The sequence below is a fragment of the Desulfomonile tiedjei DSM 6799 genome, from assembly GCF_000266945.1.
Lineage (GTDB): Bacteria > Desulfobacterota > Desulfomonilia > Desulfomonilales > Desulfomonilaceae > Desulfomonile > Desulfomonile tiedjei.
Map to the genome: position 1 here is coordinate 3,130,196 of NC_018025.1, position 16,839 is coordinate 3,147,034.

Annotated in this window: 12 protein-coding genes; 8 read left to right on the top strand and 4 right to left on the bottom strand. The window is 49.1% G+C overall.

Translation table 11 applies throughout. The features are described 5' to 3' along the window. The first annotated feature begins 650 nt into the window (after nt 1-650). The gene (locus DESTI_RS13120; RefSeq protein WP_014810455.1) at nt 651-1,004 is read left to right on the top strand and encodes a hypothetical protein; all 354 of its coding nucleotides are present in this window, start codon (nt 651-653) and stop codon (nt 1,002-1,004) included. 580 nt (nt 1,005-1,584) lie between these two features. Here the strand turns inward: DESTI_RS13120 and DESTI_RS13125 are convergent. Continuing rightward, nucleotides 1,585-3,501: an FAD-dependent oxidoreductase gene (locus DESTI_RS13125; RefSeq protein ID WP_014810458.1), complete on the bottom strand. Its 1,917-nt coding sequence runs from the start codon at nt 3,499-3,501 to the stop codon at nt 1,585-1,587. A gap of 497 nt (nt 3,502-3,998) precedes the next feature. On the opposite strand from DESTI_RS13125, the gene DESTI_RS13130 reads away from it, so the two are divergent. The 4 genes from DESTI_RS13130 to DESTI_RS13145 all read left to right on the top strand — a co-directional run bounded on the left by DESTI_RS13130 (nt 3,999) and on the right by DESTI_RS13145 (nt 7,547). Then, a complete protein-coding gene (locus tag DESTI_RS13130) occupies nt 3,999-5,090 on the top strand; it encodes a polysaccharide biosynthesis/export family protein (RefSeq protein ID WP_014810459.1) in 1,092 nt (363 codons plus the stop codon). A gap of 511 nt (nt 5,091-5,601) precedes the next feature. Continuing rightward, entirely contained in the window at nt 5,602-5,919 is a 318-nt protein-coding gene (locus DESTI_RS13135) for a hypothetical protein (protein ID WP_014810461.1), read from the top strand. A gap of 233 nt (nt 5,920-6,152) precedes the next feature. Then, nucleotides 6,153-6,386, top strand: coding sequence for a hypothetical protein (locus tag DESTI_RS13140; protein WP_014810462.1), 234 nt, complete (start codon nt 6,153-6,155; stop codon nt 6,384-6,386). 48 nt (nt 6,387-6,434) lie between these two features. Continuing rightward, nucleotides 6,435-7,547: an MBL fold metallo-hydrolase gene (locus DESTI_RS13145; protein ID WP_014810463.1), complete on the top strand. Its 1,113-nt coding sequence runs from the start codon at nt 6,435-6,437 to the stop codon at nt 7,545-7,547. 22 nt (nt 7,548-7,569) lie between these two features. Here the strand turns inward: DESTI_RS13145 and DESTI_RS13150 are convergent, their stop codons facing one another. From DESTI_RS13150 to DESTI_RS13160, 3 genes are read right to left on the bottom strand one after another with little or no spacing between them, the layout of a single operon-like run. Further along, nucleotides 7,570-9,666 (bottom strand): transglutaminase TgpA family protein, encoded by a 2,097-nt coding sequence (locus DESTI_RS13150; RefSeq protein WP_014810464.1) that lies wholly within the window; start codon nt 9,664-9,666, stop codon nt 7,570-7,572. Next, nucleotides 9,647-10,723: a DUF58 domain-containing protein gene (locus DESTI_RS13155; RefSeq protein ID WP_014810465.1), complete on the bottom strand. Its 1,077-nt coding sequence runs from the start codon at nt 10,721-10,723 to the stop codon at nt 9,647-9,649. The genes DESTI_RS13150 and DESTI_RS13155 overlap by 20 nt, the downstream gene beginning before the upstream one ends. Further along, nucleotides 10,689-11,627, bottom strand: coding sequence for an AAA family ATPase (locus tag DESTI_RS13160; protein WP_014810466.1), 939 nt, complete (start codon nt 11,625-11,627; stop codon nt 10,689-10,691). Before DESTI_RS13160 ends, DESTI_RS13155 begins: the two co-directional genes overlap by 35 nt. Nucleotides 11,628-11,833: 206 nt before the next feature. Here DESTI_RS13160 and DESTI_RS13165 point away from each other — a divergent pair, with 206 nt between their 5' ends. From DESTI_RS13165 to DESTI_RS13175, 3 genes are read left to right on the top strand one after another with little or no spacing between them, the layout of a single operon-like run. After that, a complete protein-coding gene (locus DESTI_RS13165) occupies nt 11,834-12,451 on the top strand; it encodes a hypothetical protein (protein WP_014810467.1) in 618 nt (205 codons plus the stop codon). Between the two features lie 42 nt (nt 12,452-12,493). After that, nucleotides 12,494-13,669: an efflux RND transporter periplasmic adaptor subunit gene (locus tag DESTI_RS13170; protein WP_014810468.1), complete on the top strand. Its 1,176-nt coding sequence runs from the start codon at nt 12,494-12,496 to the stop codon at nt 13,667-13,669. A 4-nt stretch (nt 13,670-13,673) separates the two neighbouring features. After that, nucleotides 13,674-16,754, top strand: a complete 3,081-nt coding sequence (locus DESTI_RS13175) for an efflux RND transporter permease subunit (RefSeq protein WP_014810469.1) — start codon at nt 13,674-13,676, stop codon at nt 16,752-16,754. Nucleotides 16,755-16,839: the final 85 nt, after the last annotated feature.

Here is a 16,839-nt window from a genome sequence, read left to right on the forward strand (position 1 = left end):
TTGTGAAGGTCCAAATTTAACTCACCAATGTACATTGGTCAAGTAAAGTAGAAGCCCATTTCCGGTAGACACCTGACCCACGTACGTTTTTCGGTTTGAATGGTTCTTTAGAAAAGCGAGAAGAGGGTTTGGGAGCAGACGTTAGACGCGTTGTCCGGTTGACGTCGGTATTCCGGGTCTGCATTCTCAATACTGCAGCAAATAAGTATTTCGCAATACTAAACAGTCACTTAGGGCAGTGTTTCACAACATTCCGAGAAATGTTCCAGCACTTTCATAGGAAAATCAGAAGGGCAGTTTTTGCCCATATCCCGGCCTACTTCCCTTTCATCCGTACACAAAAAGGCCTTTTTGTTGATAACCATTTGATTTGACTTGCTTTAATTGTTTTGACTTTTGGTGTGGAGATGTTATACTGAGTTGACAATTTTTGTCTTTATTTTTTTGTTTCTTTGATTTATTGTTGTTGACAATTCCTAGTCCCTACAAATCTTGACCGTTTCTCTCAACATGCCTTAACGGGATCTGGTACAGATCGCGGGACTGATTAATTACTCCAAGAAATGCCAGTCGCAGTGTTCTGACTCAAACGAGTCCGGTTCTTTCGTGAGGGTCGGTGCAGAAGTCGCTGTTTATCAAAAGGAGATAAAATGCTCAGATATTTTCTCGTGCTGGTCATTGTGTTAAGTTTGTGTGGAGCGGCTGAGGCTTCTGCAACGTGCACGGGGTATGTGACTTCGCTGGACGAGATTCACGCGAAGATCGATGAATTGAAGGATGTAATCTTCCTTAATTATCAAAAGTCAGGATTCACTCTGTGGGTGCCGTTTTATTACTGGGCATGTGGTGGTGGGGAACAAATTTTCTACTGTTATACGATTCTGCCATTGGGAACGCGAGACGCGAATTTTATCGACAGCGTGAGCAAATCCTGTTTGGATTGCATTTCGGAGCCCGTCTATGTTCCCATACGAATTAACAGAGGTAGCATAGCTCGATCCTGACCGCGGTTCGTTTCAACACGGTCAGGTATCGGCTCGTTGCCCAAACAACGGAGACACCGATGCTTGCAGCACTACATACCTTTGATGGATTCATTCTTGGATTCGTCGCAGGAATGCTCTTCATGTATATGATGATTTTTAACCGCTTCTAATAACCATTCACAGGAACCCACCGGATCGACAATTGTGACGCATCCCGTTCCAAGAACGACTGATACCGATTCGCTTTTCTTTTTGTAATCTGGCAGGCTGGAGGTATCCTTCGCTCCGGACGACGCAAAGCCGTCTAATCACTCCGCTCAGAACACCTCAGCCTGCGCCATCTCATATGCATAATTGCGAAATGGTATGAGTTACCTGATTTGGATCGGCTCTCCTCAAATGGTCCGATGTACAGCAATTCCTATAAAATCAGTGTCCGATTGAAGATTAGGAATTTTGGTGGGTGCCGTGCCTCCGTGCCGGCACATCTCCAATATTAATGAATGATATCCATAGGATGGACCGACTGGGACGGCGGTCCCAACTAATATCTTATATTCGAGCGCAGGATAAGGACCGGGCAATCGCTCTAAGCGCATTATTCTTGAGCTGCTGCGCCGGACATTCTCAGTCCGTGCCGTACCCTTTTGCAGTCGGAGCAGAAACGTTCGTTGTGGTCATATTCGGGCAATTGGATTCTCTTACCAATCTGTTTAAGGAATACTTTAGGGGCAAAAAACTTTCCGCATCCCTCGCACTCCTGCATCCTCACTCTGTTGATGATGGTTCCCGCCATCAGCAACAGGCGTTCGCCGCCATGTTCTTCCATTTGGAGAGCACCGGTCGGACAGATGTTGACGCACGTGCCGCATCCGATGCAATGGGGTAGACCGTGAACGTAGTCCTTAAGAATGAGAGAATTCTCACCTGCATGATAAAATCTGATCGCAGGTTCCCTGAGAACCTCCGCACATACTTCGACGCACTTTCCGCAACGTTCGCACACATCACAGCGCATACACCGCTTTGCTTCCTGCTGTGCAGCGGTCTCATCCAGACCGAGCTCGACACGATCGAAAGAAGTCATCCTGCGGTACAAGTTTATGAGCGGTATTTCCTGGCGCTGAATGAAAGCTTTGTCCTGATACGTCATACGTATGGGAGCAACCATACGGCGAGGACGAGGAACAGTCCGTAGCGGGAGCGATTCGCCTCTGAGAAAACAATGAATGGCTTGTGCAGCCTTCTTGCCGGCTCCGATTGCCTGAACGACAGTAGCTGGACCGGTCACGGCATCTCCACCGGCGAACACGTCGCGAATACTGGTCTGAAGGGAATACGGCATTGCCTTGATCGTTTGTCCTCTGGATAATTCCAGATTGCCCAATCCGGGAAGGTCTGCCACATGCGGTCTCTGACCTATGGCAGATATCACCGCATCCACCGGAATGTCGTATTCCGAATCGGGCAGAGGTACAGGTCTTCTACGGCCTGTTTCGTCAGGTTCCCCGAGTCCTGCCATGATGCATTCGATTGCTTTCACCATTCCGTTTGTACCAACTATTGCAGTTGGGATAGTGAGCTGATGAAAATGCACTCCTTCCTCGGCCGCCTGCACTATTTCCTCAAAATGGGCCGGCATCTCCGATCGTGTTCTTCTGTACAGAACGTTCACCGAAGAGCACCCCAGTCGCACACAGGTTCTCGCTGCGTCAATTGCAGCGTTTCCTCCGCCGATAATTGCAACTCTGTCCCCCGGCTTCACTTTCCGGCCGAAAGAAACGTCCCTGAGAAACGTCAACACATCGATCACTTGAGGAAATTCCTGTTCTCCACGGATCCCGAGTCGGCTGCTTTCCCATGCTCCGATACCCAGGAAGAAGGCATTGAATCCTTCTTTTCTCAAGTGGTCCAAAGTCAAGTCGCCTCCAACAGGGGTGTTGACTCGTATCTCCACTCCCATTGCTTTTATCGCGTCGATCTCGCGATTGACCAGATCTCGGGGCAATCGATATTCCGGGATACCTGTCACCATCATACCGCCGGGATGTTGAAGTGCCTCAAAAATGGTTACTCCATATCCCTCTATGGCAAGATAATAGGCGGCTGTTAAACCGGCAGGACCAGATCCTATGACAGCAATTTTTTCTTTGAAGCGATTCTTTGGCTCGGGATTCTTGTACTGACCCCCCGCCAAAACCATTTTGGCAGCGAGTCCTTTAAGATCCTTGATGCAGAGCGCTTTGTCGAGATAGCGTCTTTGGCACCAGGATTCACAGGGATTGGGGCAAACGAGTCCACATACCCAGGGGAACGGATTGTCTTCACGTATAATTTCTATAGCTTCCTCGTATTTGCCCTGACCTATGAGGGCAATGTACGAGGGAATATCGATACCTGCGGGGCAATTCAGTTGACATGGTGCTGATGATTCATGCTTCAGCCCATCAGCTTCATACACTATCCTCGTTCTGTCCGCTCCCGGACCTGGAGGGAACAATAAATGTGAGCTCATGTATTTCTTCCCAGGAATGGAGTTCAAACCGGCAGACCGCTGTTTCTGAGCGAGACCTAACCAGACCGACGGTTTAGCCACTGAGAGTGATTTCTGTCTCGAAGCGGTATTCTGTTCGCGCCATCGTCAAAACGTAACGCGCAGAGGGGCGAATTGTGCCGATCGCCCTTCCGCATTCCGAGACAATATAATAGGATACAGGGCCCATGAAGTCAACTGTTCGACCATAGGACTTTGTAATGACTGTAGCTATATTCCAGTGACAACGTTCGAAAAGTCCTTGACTTTAAGGTACTTTCCCATGTATTATCAAGTGGCGTAGAGTGACGAACTTACTTGTATGAATTTAGGTCTTTAATCGCATTAAAGATTTTTCGTGTTGCATTTTGTTAGCAAGTATGGAAGCACTGCGCACTTTTATGGAGGATCGTGAAGAAGGACATCCGAAGCCAGAATCCTCCATTTTTTGTGTAATGGGTTAAGGATACTTTTCTTAAATGTATAATTACAAGAGGTTATCACGAATTACTCATGTTGCGATGGTAGGCATCCTTTGCATTCTGCTGTCGAGTTGCATCGGTCTCATGCCATCGCCATTCAGACCTTCCCCGGGCCCACAAAAGACTCCCCAAGTAACCGATCTCGCAGAAGCGTTTGATATTGTATGCAGAAATTATCGGCTCGGACCGGACGATCAACTATCACTTCTCTTTCAGCCGCAATGGAGTGTTCCACCCGGAAGCTTCAAACTGGACACACTGGATCAGATCAAAGTTAAGTTCATTTTGGACCCGCAACTGAATGAAGATGTGATTATTCGACCTGACGGCATGATCACTCTTCAAGCCATAGGAGATGTTCGCGCAGCAGGGCTGTCGCCCCAGGAACTGGCAAAACGCATTGAAGAGAAGTTTCTGGAAACCAATATTTTTAGCAAGGACGATGCCCGAGGAGAACTCAAGGATTATCAGCTCGTGACCGTCCATGTGGTGAGTTTCTATGAAAAAGTGAATAAGCTGGTTCAATCGCTTACTACTCTCACAGCCGGCAGTCAAAAGCAGATTGTAGTCAAACCTGATGGAACCATTGATTTGCCTCTCCTGAAGGATCGGGTGATGTGTGCAGGTTACACTGTCAGGGAAGTCGAGAATACGGTAAATCGTCTGTACAGGGAGAGTGTCCTGGAACACGCCGTTGCATCTCTTTCTCTTCAGCAGGCAAATTCGAGACGGGTGTACATCATGGGTGAAGTCCGTAACCCCGGTGCTTATCAGGTTACTCAGCCGATCACTGCGCTCCATGCTTTGGCTCTTGCAGGGGGGCATATTTCGGATTCAGCCGATCTCACCAGCGTAATCCTTATTTCAAAGAATATATATGGCAAGCCAATTGGAAGGCGTCTCGATTTAAAGAAAATTCTTGATGTCGGCGATATGAGTTCGGCAATTTTGGTTAAGCCGTACGATGTGCTCTTTGTTCCAAAGACGTATGTTCGAGACCTGCGTATCTTCATGGAACAGTATATCACAACGATTTCAGAGTTCACTAATCTTGTGAATACCTTAGGCGGTACCAGTACAAGCAATTGATCTCCCTGTCACCCCGTGGACTTCCCGGATGATCTGAATCGCTGTATTAATATTACTCTCTTTACCTGTGGCGCAACAATCGGTGATCCCCCCGGGTCTAAGCGTACCATGGGAAGAACCTCTTTGTTTTTCGACAGCGATCTGTTGCCATGCCCAGCACCAATACCAGAAACATTATTATCATCATCAAGGAAAGTACGACTCCGAGAACAACTCATCATGGAACCGACCTCCGGTGGGCCTCTAGACTGGGAGAGCAACAGAGATGGTCAAGATGTTGAGTAACGGAGTAGAAGAATTCTCGCTGGGACTTTTTATATTCCAGTTTCTCATACCAAGAGAGGGAGGATCGCAAAACACCAGCGAATCTATGTAGCTGGAAAATTAGGTCATTCTGTACCCAGCGATTCTTGTCACGTCTTTCTTACAGAACCGGGGTTTACTTCTGATGGAAGATCTGATAGTTTAGTTTTACTTACAGTACAGCACTTCTATTAGTGAGGTTAAAACAATGACCGGACTGGTTGTGACCACGATAGAGGAGCTTAAGGCCATCCAGAAGAACCGGCCGCATCCCGCTATCATTATCGAATCCGAACTGGCCAACAACCTCCTTGTTTCCGGAGTCATCACGCCATTGGAAAACGGCGGAGGCTCGCAAAGGCAGATCACCAAGCTCAGAAAAGAGAACAGATCTTTCCCCATGTCAGAAGTCATGGAAGTGCTACACGATCTCAGCACGTACAATGAATTCGAGCTGATACATGGACCTCATGGCAAGCAGATAAGGATTTACCCCAAAGCCTGCACTCGAAGAGAAGGCAACTAAAATTTCGGGGTCGGGCTTCTTCGGAGTCCGACTCCTCCCGTCACGTGAATCGACTCGCTTGCACCTTCAGAAATATGCCGGTTTGCTCGGCTCAGCATCCCCACGACAAAAAAACTTCGGAATCACCGGTCGTCTTTTCGCATCTTTTTCTGTAAAGCACTGTCAAAGAGGACGTAGGCTCACGGCTTGAACCGCTGCTGACAACGTTCATTTATAGGAAAGAGAGAGAGTCCATGAAATGCCAATCTGACTACGGTCCTCCCGAAGATGTTTTGATGCAGAGCGATGAATGCATAGAACCCTGGTGGGAGTCTGAGGCCGAACCGCCTCAGTCGATGGTTCCAGAAGCCCCGAAGAGTCCAGCGGAAACCATAATCGAACATGAGGCGCTGCGCAGAGGTTTGGTGAAGGTGGATGAAAACGGGGAACCGTGCATGTCTTGTCCCGATCAAGAAGAGAATCCGTAGCACGGATCTACACGGTCTCCTCCAGTTTCGATTCAGAGAATCGCTGCAGTGGTAATCAGAGGAAATAAAGAAGATTCCTTGCTGCTGCAGATGTCCTTGTTTGGCAAGAGAATGGAAATAAAGGCTTATTTGATATGCATGCTTGGCATAGCGATGGTATCGGGCATCGGTTTGGATTCAGATGCAGAATCCGGATACTTGCGGTCTCATCACACGGAGAACGGGTTCAGAAACATCGACAGCGGAAATTCCAGGGGGTTCATTGATTTCTTGAAATGGCAATGGGAACGATTCAGATCGAATCGCCCCAATCGGGAACCACCTCAATTTCAATTGTATCGTAATAATCCTGCTTCGCTGAAATCCAATAACACGAGACCGTCTATCACCTGGATAGGTCACGCCACAGTCCTGATGCAATTAAACGGAAAGAATATCCTTACCGATCCTCAATTCTCCGAACGCGCTTCTCCGGTGCAATTTGCCGGCCCCAAAAGGGTGATTCAACCGGGGATTGCACTGGAGGATCTACCTCCTATAGATTTTGTTCTCATTTCCCACGATCATTACGATTCTCTCGATACTGAATCGGTGAAACGCCTTCGCCGGAGACACAACGGTGCAGACACAGTGTTCTTTGTGCCCCTGGGCCTCAAGAAATGGTTTCATGATGTGGGAGTGACGAACGTCATAGAGATGGATTGGTGGGACACGCGAATCGTGGATCATCTCGAGATCATTTGCGTTCCGGTTCACCACTGGAGCCAGCGAGTTCCTTTCGTGCGAAATAAAACACTTTGGTCGGGCTGGGTTGTGAGAGATGAAAGTTTCAAGTTTCTCTTTTCAGGCGATTCAGGGTACACGCCTTTGTTCAAAGAAATAGGCAAGAGACTCGGCCCTTTCGATCTGGCTGCAATTCCCATAGGAGCGTACGAACCTCGTTGGTTCATGGGGCCTCACCATATTTCTCCTGAAGAGGCTGTACAGGTACACCAGGATGTGAGATCCAAGAAGTCTGTGGGAATTCACTGGGGTACGTTTGTGCTCAGCGACGAGCCCCTGGATGAGCCGCCTCGAAAATTAGAGGAAGCCAAGAAAGAAAAAGGAATCAGATCCGACGAATTCATCGTGTTACAGCATGGAGAAACCTTGTGGTTATAAATAATTCCAGGACCTTCTGTCTTCACGACGCGTTCATCTTTACAGATTTCGCTGATATTCTCTTGAGATCCGAGACCATTTTTTTCCGGGCATGTTCCAGGCGACCGATGGAAAAGGTTTTCTTGCCGAATCGTTCGTCAAAGTAGGTGCGCATAAACTCCGCCAGCGTTTCAGCAACATGTGGAGCGTTTTCCGAGACTTCCATAGCGTTGAGTTCGTGCCACTGGTGCACCTTATCCAGGAAGCCTGCCCGAACGAGATCCTGCATAGCTGAAAGATAAACTGAAGAAGGTGGGCGACGGTTCCTGCGAACCGTGTACGCTCCCAGGAATAGAGATAAAGCCCCCACCGCCCCGCAAAGCGCGACAACAAAATATGGCCGAAGAATTGAGCGGATCTCCTCGAATTCTATGTCAGAATCGAACAATTCCTGGATTACCGAATAGATTCGTCGTTGATCTCCCCTGTCGAAATACACCACATATTTCGTCCACTTTTTCTCAATAGTGTCATAGAGATCCGTTGCAAACTGCCGAAGATAACTCTGTGTTTCCAATCGAGAGGCAGGAGTGGGTTCGAGCAGCGTCCACTGGTCGTCTCCCAAACCGGCTTCAACCCATGCGTGGGCATGTGCGAATCGTACCGTGTATTCACCGGGTTCCGATGAGCGTTCCATACCGGAGAAGCCTTCTACAACGCGGGCAGGAATCCCTTCAGCCCTGAGAAGCAAGCACAACGCGCCTGCAAAATATTCACAGTGTCCCGAGCGGCTCTGAAATAAGAAATGTTCTATCGGATGAGCATCCGGAGGTGGAGGAGAAGGCTCAAATTCATACCGAAAATGGTCCCTCAAACCGGAAACCAGTCGCTTGGCTTTTTCGGACGGCAGAGTCGCTCCTGCAGAGAGTTGCCGGGCAAATTCCGCAATTTTCGGTGTGATTCCCGTCCTGTCCAGATTAACGATCTCGGATCTTCGACCCATAGGAAAAGGTCTGTTCAGGACAGTAACTTCATAGGAATCCGAGAATAGGAATGGAGAATCGACGAGGATTTCTCCAGTCGGATCTATGTACAGGGGGTGCCGCATCCGACCGAATGCACTGATGGGAAGACCGCTGGCATAAATGGTATTTGTCTGAAGCTTGTACGGGATGAACTGATAGACAGTGGCAATAGAGTAATCTACAGGTACGGGTCTGCCGGCTGCTTTCCTGCCCTCGGCAGCCGTCCAATTCTTGCCGTCAAACTTCTCCAGGGCTCTTCCTCGCCAGTAGGGTTCTTTGGAAAGAGTCCCCCCTTCGAGCTTCACCAGAAAGGCAATACGCTGCCTATCACTCATGCCCATCATTTCCCGATAAGAAATCCGTTGGGCCATGCTGCTCAATTCCCCGCTTCCCGACATGGCCATTCTAAATCCCGGCATAGAAAAAAACGGACGCGGCAGAAGCACAAAAGACAACAATGTACCGGCTACCACCACAATCGTGTACTTCGCCAGGCGTCCTGCAGGAACATTCTCAGGTTCCCGTCTTCCGGTTACCCGGTCATCCTGAGCGAGTCTACCCTTTCGGGCCGCATGAAATAGCAGAAGACTTGTCATAAACAAGAACAGATAGAGAGGGAGCAGAAGACCGAACAAAATGTGGTTCGTAATGATGCAGTTGATGAGTATCAGTCCCAAACTTAGAAGAAACACCTGCTCGACATTACGATCGGTTAAGACATTCAGCACTCGGACCATGAGGATTCCGAAAGAGAAATGAACAATCAGAGAAGGGAGTGAGAGTCGACCCCGAAAAACAACAGCGAAGCACACGAGGAGTACAAGATATATGCCAAAAAGAACGAATCCGGTCCGTTCGGATACGAGAAAAGGTGAGCCGTAATCGCGTCGCAGCAGTGCAAGAACAATCAGCGGAAGCAACAGGAGGAAGAGCGGGTGAAGTCCGCTCTCTATGCACGTAGAAGCGATGGAGACTGCAACCATAGCAGACAGAGACCATCGAAAAGCGCGATACCGATCCGGAGCAATGGAGACGAAAAAAAAGCCTCCGGGAAATTCTTTCTTTCTCCCGAAAAAACTGCTCAAAAATGGAAGACTAGCGAGCCAGGATCGCATGATCTTCTCCGTACCGGCTCCAGGTCAGATTTCCCGATTCATCGACTTCCACCAGAATACCATCTGCTTCTTGGCAAACGGTATTCCGGTCCCTATTCGTGTCCCACAACGCAAGGATAGTCAGCAACTCTCGGACAAATTGCTTGCCCATACCCGGCCCAATGTTCAATCCGGGCCCTTGAAGACGTAAGGGAGCACGTGTTCGCGAGAAATGAACAATGAGAGAAGCCGCCTTGGATAAGGCTTGTTCAGACGCATTTCGTGAAATTCGCACGATCACTTCGAGCGCATCCTCTTCAGCCGGCACTTTTGTTATCAGTGTTCCGGTACGGGCGGTTTTTTTCCATTCAATATGCTTGTAAGAATCGCCAGGGACATAATCGCGAAGCAAAAACGGCACAGTTCCAAAGAGGTTAACCCGCTCGACTCCTTTTCCCATGCTTCCATACCAGTAAGGCATCTCATCGTGCACCGGTTGGATTTTCGGGAAAACCAGCACATCGCTAGCTTCGCAGATTGTCTTTGAATACCAGGCCAATCCGAAAGGAAATGAAGATTTAACCGTTGCCGAGCCGATCCGGATATTCCCTCTGTTTGGTGTGGAGCACACAAGCCGGCAGGTTTGTTTTTCATTGTGCTTGAGTTCGGGAACGGTTACCCCTTCAGATCCGCAGATCAACGGATCGTTCTCTCTGATCGTCAGTAATGCAGAATGGGTCTCACCTTGTACCGTGAAAATATACTCCACAGAAAAATGCGATTGCGCAAACACCTCCTCCGGAAAACGACGGACTGCTCGTATATTCCGAAGATTCTTACGTGCCATGACATGAGAAACAGCAGCAAATCCAATTGCCAGAGAAAACATTACGATAAGAAAGTTGTTAGCCGTTCCTATTGCTGAAATAGGCAACCAAACGAGGAGAAACACCAGAACCCAACCGTATGGGGTCAATCTTATACGAATCTTCTCTTGAGCTCTGTCGACAATGGGTATTTTCACTGGAGCAAGTCTGAATCGATCAGATCGGTCCGTTGACCGATTGGAGTACGTCATTCAAAATGGTTTTCTTCATTTCTCTCACACTGCCTTCCACCGGCCCAGTAATGAGCACTCTGTGCAAGGCAACGGACACGAATATTCTCCGCAGGTCTGATGGTATCACATAATCCCTGTCTTCCATGAGTGCAAGCGCCTGCATGGCTCGTTTGAGATGAAGGGCGCCTCGGGATGAAAGTCCGAGTTTGATTTGCGGATGAAATCTCGTTGCATGAACGATATCCAGAACATAGTCCATCACCGACGCATCGATATGGACCTCACGGACGCGTTCCTGGAGCACCGCTAAACCTTCCGGATCGGTCACGGCCTCAATGCGTTCAGCAAAATTATGCTCGATATCTCTCTCCAGAATCTCCCTCTCATGCTTCCGATCGGGATACCCGAGAGTGATTGTGAGCATAAAGCGATCCAACTGGCTCTCGGGAAGATCGAAAGAACCGAATCGTTCCACCGGGTTCATGGTCGCTAACACGAAGAATGATGGGGGTAACTTGCGAGTGATCCCGTCTACCGATACTTTTCCTTCCGCCATCGCTTCCAACAATGCGGACTGAGTCCTGGGTGTAGTCCGGTTTATCTCATCAGCAAGAAGAACCTCAGTAAAGATCGGTCCCTCTTTGAATTCAAATTCGGATGTCTTGGGATCGAATACATTCACCCCGACTACGTCGGATGGCAATGTATCGCTCGTGAACTGGATCCGTCGAAAACGCACCCCCATAGCCCGAGCTGCTGCCAAAGCCAGGAGAGTCTTTCCGACTCCGGGAATATCTTCAATCAGGACGTGTCCTCGTGCAAGCAGCCCTATAAGGACGTTTCTAATTTCTCTTTCCTTGCCGACAAGGACTCCGCAAATCGCATGTACCAGTTGATTGATTGTTTCGGACGGCCTTTTCATACCACGCCTCTGCACACAGCCCCGGAAGGGGATACTTCTAAGATAAGAATATTCCATTGTCGGGACGACACTGTCAACAGGCACAGAGATTACCTTGCTCATAGTTCCTTCGGATGATCGAAGACTTCGGCATTTTCCCTGAACTTGTGTTATAATTTGCGAAACCTAGCCAGAGTTAAACTTGCCAAAATCTGAGAGGTCCGCCAGTGGTGTACAGCATGCAGTCAAATCCGCTTATAGAAGCAGCATTCCCATCTCCGGTTTACTTGAGCTTTATCGAGATTCTCCAGGAAGGGTTCATGCTTCCTGCTATGACAGGAACAAGCATCAGGGAAGTCCTCTGCAGTCAATGGGGAGTGGAAAACGACTATTTGGATCATAGGATTAATACGGTCTTCCTGGACGGCAAACCAGTGGACAACGTAGATTCCGCAATCATCGTCGACGGCAGCGTGCTTGCGCTTTCTGCATCAATGCCCGGATTCGTGGGGGCGGCGCTGAGGAAAGGCGGATTCTATGCACCAATGCGCAGCGGGATAACCTACACCGAATCGATGACAACCGACGTCCATACCCGCTGTATCTTCACGTTGAAACTGTTCAATCTGGTAGCAGAAGAATTGGGCTCCAGTTTCCTCGTGAAAGGTGTTTGGTTGCCGAGCGCTTCTTTTCGCGAGTTTCTCTCCAGGCACGAGAAGAGCCTGTCAGATCGATGTTCGCGCTGGAATCTGGACGATCGAAATCTGAATCTGGCGGATCTGCTTAAATCGCCCATATGGAAAGACTCGGAATTCGTTCACTTTCGTGTTTCCGTTTCAGACTGAACGTACACACATTTTTGCGTTTACAACAGGAAACGAGCTACCATGAATCCTAAAGGGTTGAAAGAGATTCGGCTGCTCTGCCGGCTGGTCCTTCTTCTGAGTCTGTGCTCGAGCTTTTCAGCTTGTAGCAGATCCGATATGCAAGCCCACAAAGAACCGCCCCCGGTTCCCGTTTCCATTGCTGAAACGGTGCAGCAGGACACTCCCTTTTTTCTGGATGCAATCGGGAACGTTGCCGCGTTGAATACAGTTGACGTGAAATCGAGAGTCACCGGAGAACTCATCAGGAGCTTCTTCAAAGCGGGGGATTATCTTACGGCAGGACAGGAGATGTTTACCATCGATCCTGCTCCCTTCGAAGCAAAAGTAAAGGAAGCGCAAGCGAAGCTCAACCAATCAAGGGTACAATATGAGCAAGCCCGGCGCGAATACGCGCGGTTTCAGGTACTCTATTCTGAAAAAGCAGTGAGTCAGGAGCAGCTTGAGACAAAACAGGTTGATATGAATTCCAAATTGTACCAGATGGAGCTTATTCAGGCTGAACTTGAAACAGCCCGTCTCAATCTGGGCTACTGCTTCATAAAATGTCCTTTGGATGGAGAATCAGGCGAAATCTTCATAGATAATTTCAACATTGTGAATGCCAATCAAGATCGCCTGGTAACTCTGAAGCAAATCAAACCGATCAAGGTAAAATTTTCCGTGCCTGGAAAATACCTCGACCAATTGAGGAAGTATCATGCAGAGGGAAACGTTACGGTGTACGTTTCCGGCACCAGTACGGAAGACCTCACCGCCGGGCGCCTCACTTTGATTGACAATGCCATTAACCTCAAAACGGGCATGATTCCTCTTGAAGCGACGTTCGAAAATACAGATGGAAAGTTGTGGCCCGGCCAGTTCGTGCGTGTGCGGTTGGAACTCACGGTCAGCAAGAATGCCATTCTGGTCCCCCAAAGATCGGTGAACGAAGGACCCCAGGGACAATATGTGTGGGTGATGAACTCGGATAGCACCGTAGCAATAAAACCCGTGAAGATTGACCGAAGAAACGGAGAAATGGTTGTGCTCGCCGGAGGATTGGGTGCGGGAGAAAGAGTAATAACGGACGGGCAGCTCCTGTTGCGTCCGGGAGCGAAAGTCCTCGTCAGATCCGAGACGCAGCTCAAGCAGGTCGAGAAGACTCCTAATATGAAGACTTCGGAAAGCGGTTCATAGCCGCATGGGTATCATCGAGCTTTTCGTACGACGTCCGGTCCTGACCATCACGATCATGGTGGCTATGATATTCTTTGGCATATTAGGATATGTCAAACTTCCTGTGGCCGCCCTCCCGCAAGTCGATTTTCCAACACTTTCCGTATCCGCTTCTCTGCCCGGGGCGGACCCTGAAACCATGGCATCCAGCGTCGCCACTCCTCTGGAAAAGCAGTTTTCTTCGATAGAAGGACTCCGGACGATGAACTCGTCCAGCAGCCAGGGAACAACCACGATAAATCTGCAATTCGATCTTTCGCGTCGAATAGATGCTGCTGCCATGGATGTCCAGGCAGCGATAAGCAGGGCCAGCGGATTACTCCCACCGAATATGCCGAGTCCGCCTACCTTTTACAAGATCAACCCGGCGGAACATCCGATTTACTACATGGTCATCCATTCGGATGCCATGCCCCTGTACAAAGTGAACGATTATGCCGAGACAATCGTCTCCAATTCACTTGCAGTCGTCCCCGGGGTTGCCCAAGTAATCAACTATAGCCAGCAAAAATTCACGGTAAGGATACGTGTCAATCCGGATCTCCTCGCTGCCAAACATATTAGTGTAGACGAAATAACAAATGCTGTCTCCTCGCAGAATGTGAACCTGCCGCTGGGGACTCTCGACGGGAAGCATCAGACCCGCACGTTGAAGGCCTCCGGCCAACTCATGAACGCAAAGGCGTACGAACCGATTATTGTCTCGTATGTAGAGGGCCAGCCGGTTCGTTTGGACGAAGTGGCGACTGTAGAGGACAGCATTTACGCGGACAAGATCGCATGCTATTACGCAGGTAAGAAATGTGTTGCTCTGGCAATTCAGCGACAGCCCGGATCGAACACCATAAGTATCGTCGATGAGATCGAACGGGTGATGCCTTCCATTCGAGCCGCATTGCCGCCTACGGTTCAACTGGAAGTGGTGTACGACATGTCGGAATCCATACGGGCTTCTGTGGATGACGTCAAACTGACACTCGTACTCGCGATCGTTCTTGTGGTCCTGGTAGTCTTCATTTTCTTGCGCAATGTGTCCGCCACAATTATTGCGAGCATCGCTATTCCGCTTTCTATTGTCAGCACGTTCATCGTTATGTACCTGTCCGGGTTTTCGCTTGATAACCTTTCACTTATGGCGCTCGTATTGTCCGTAGGGTTTGTCGTGGACGATGCAATAGTGGTGCTCGAGAACATTGTCCGACATCTTGAAATGGGGAAGAAACCGTTTCAAGCGGCATTGGACGGTGCGAAAGAAATTGTCTTCACTATTGTCTCCATGACCTCCAGTCTCGCAGTTGTGTTCACTCCAATTATGTTTATGGCAGGCATATATGGGCGTGTTCTCAACGAATTTGCAGTGACCATAACCGTTGCGATTCTGGTCTCCGGGGTCGTAGCGCTGATGGCGAGTCCTATGCTCAGCAGCAGATTGCTTCGGCCGCAGACGAGACTTGCCGAATCAGACCCTATATTCGGGACCATGCTGAAGTATTATACGAAGACCCTCGGCATGGCCATTCATCACAGGCGCATTACACTGGGTTTGGCCGTAGCAATGCTTTTCGCCACAGGCTATCTCTTCTACATTATGCCGAAGGGTTTCATCCCTGCAGTCGATATGAATTATCTGATCGGTTTCTGCATCGGTGACCAAGGAGTCTCACCGGATGAAATGGAGAACAAACTGAAGGAATTGGCCCCGGCTATTCAAGCAAATCCTCAGGTGAGATCCGTTCTTACTGTTTCGGGGTATCCTCAAAGAAACCAGGGATTTTCCATAGCATTTCTTAAAGACCGTCCGCCGAGAACAGTTTCCGCGCAAAAGGTGATGGCTCAACTTGCTCCCGTGGTGAATTCGTTTCCGAGCCTTCTTGCATTCTATTCCGTGCCGCCTCTCATTGAAATCAGCACGGAAGTATCTGCAAGCCCTTATCTTTTTATCCTGCAATCTCCGGACACGAAAACTCTCTTTCAGAGCGCGGAAGCCCTGACGCATGCTATGTACGGCCTGCCACAGATCACTGGAGTCAACTCCAATCTGTACGTCAAGAATCCCGAAGCATTCATTCAAATTGATAGAGACAAAGCGAGTTCCGTGGGCATTACTGCCCGGAATCTGGAAGAAACCGCTTTTTCCTCCTATGGTCAACGGGAAATCTCGAACATTTATGGAACAACCGACACGTACAAAGTGGTCATAGAAGTTGAAAAAGATCTCCAGCGTTATCCTGAACAACTGACTGCTCTTTACATGAAGAACGACAACGGTGAAATGGTCAGGTTGGATGCAGTTGCAGATGTACTTCCTCAAATCGGTCCGCTCACCGTGAATCATTACGGACAGCTTCCGTCGGTGACTGTTTCTTTCGATACAGCTCCCGGTTTTGCATTGGGCCAGGCCACGGAAGCTTTAAGAGAACTTGCAGCTCAAACACTCCCCAGTTCGGTGAGCTACAGATTCGGTGGAACAGCGGAAGCTTTCGAGCAGTCCATCGGCAGTCTGACTGTTCTGCTTTTCATAGCAATCGTCATAATCTACATGATACTTGCCTGTTTGTACGAGAGCTTTCTTCATCCGTTGACCATCATTGCCGGCCTACCTTCCGCTGCATTCGGAGGACTCCTGGTGTTGTGGCTGTTCGGGATGGAGTTGAATCTTTACGGTTTTGTCGGACTTTTCATGTTAATCGGCATAGTTAAGAAGAATGCAATCATGGTTGTCGACTTTGCTATAGAAGCCGAGCGGCATGGCAAATCCCCTTTGGACGCGGCGGTGGAGGGTTCTATAGTCCGTTTCAGGCCGATTATGATGACGACTATCGCAGCCATAGCGGGTATGGCTCCAATTGCATGGGGTTATGGTGCAGGAGGCGATTCCAGGCAGCCACTCGGTCTTGCAGTTGTGGGTGGCCTTCTGCTTTCACAGGTGGTGACGCTTTATCTGACGCCGGTTGTGTACTCGTATCTCGCTGCTTTTCAGGAGTATTTGCGAAAACGCAATGCTGCCAAAAGAGAGCTTCTGGGTATTCCAGATGAACGTATCTAATGCCATTTCGCAATTATGTATATAAGATGACGAAGGCCGAGGTGTTCTGAGCGGAGTGATCAGACGGCCTTGCGTCGTCCGGAGC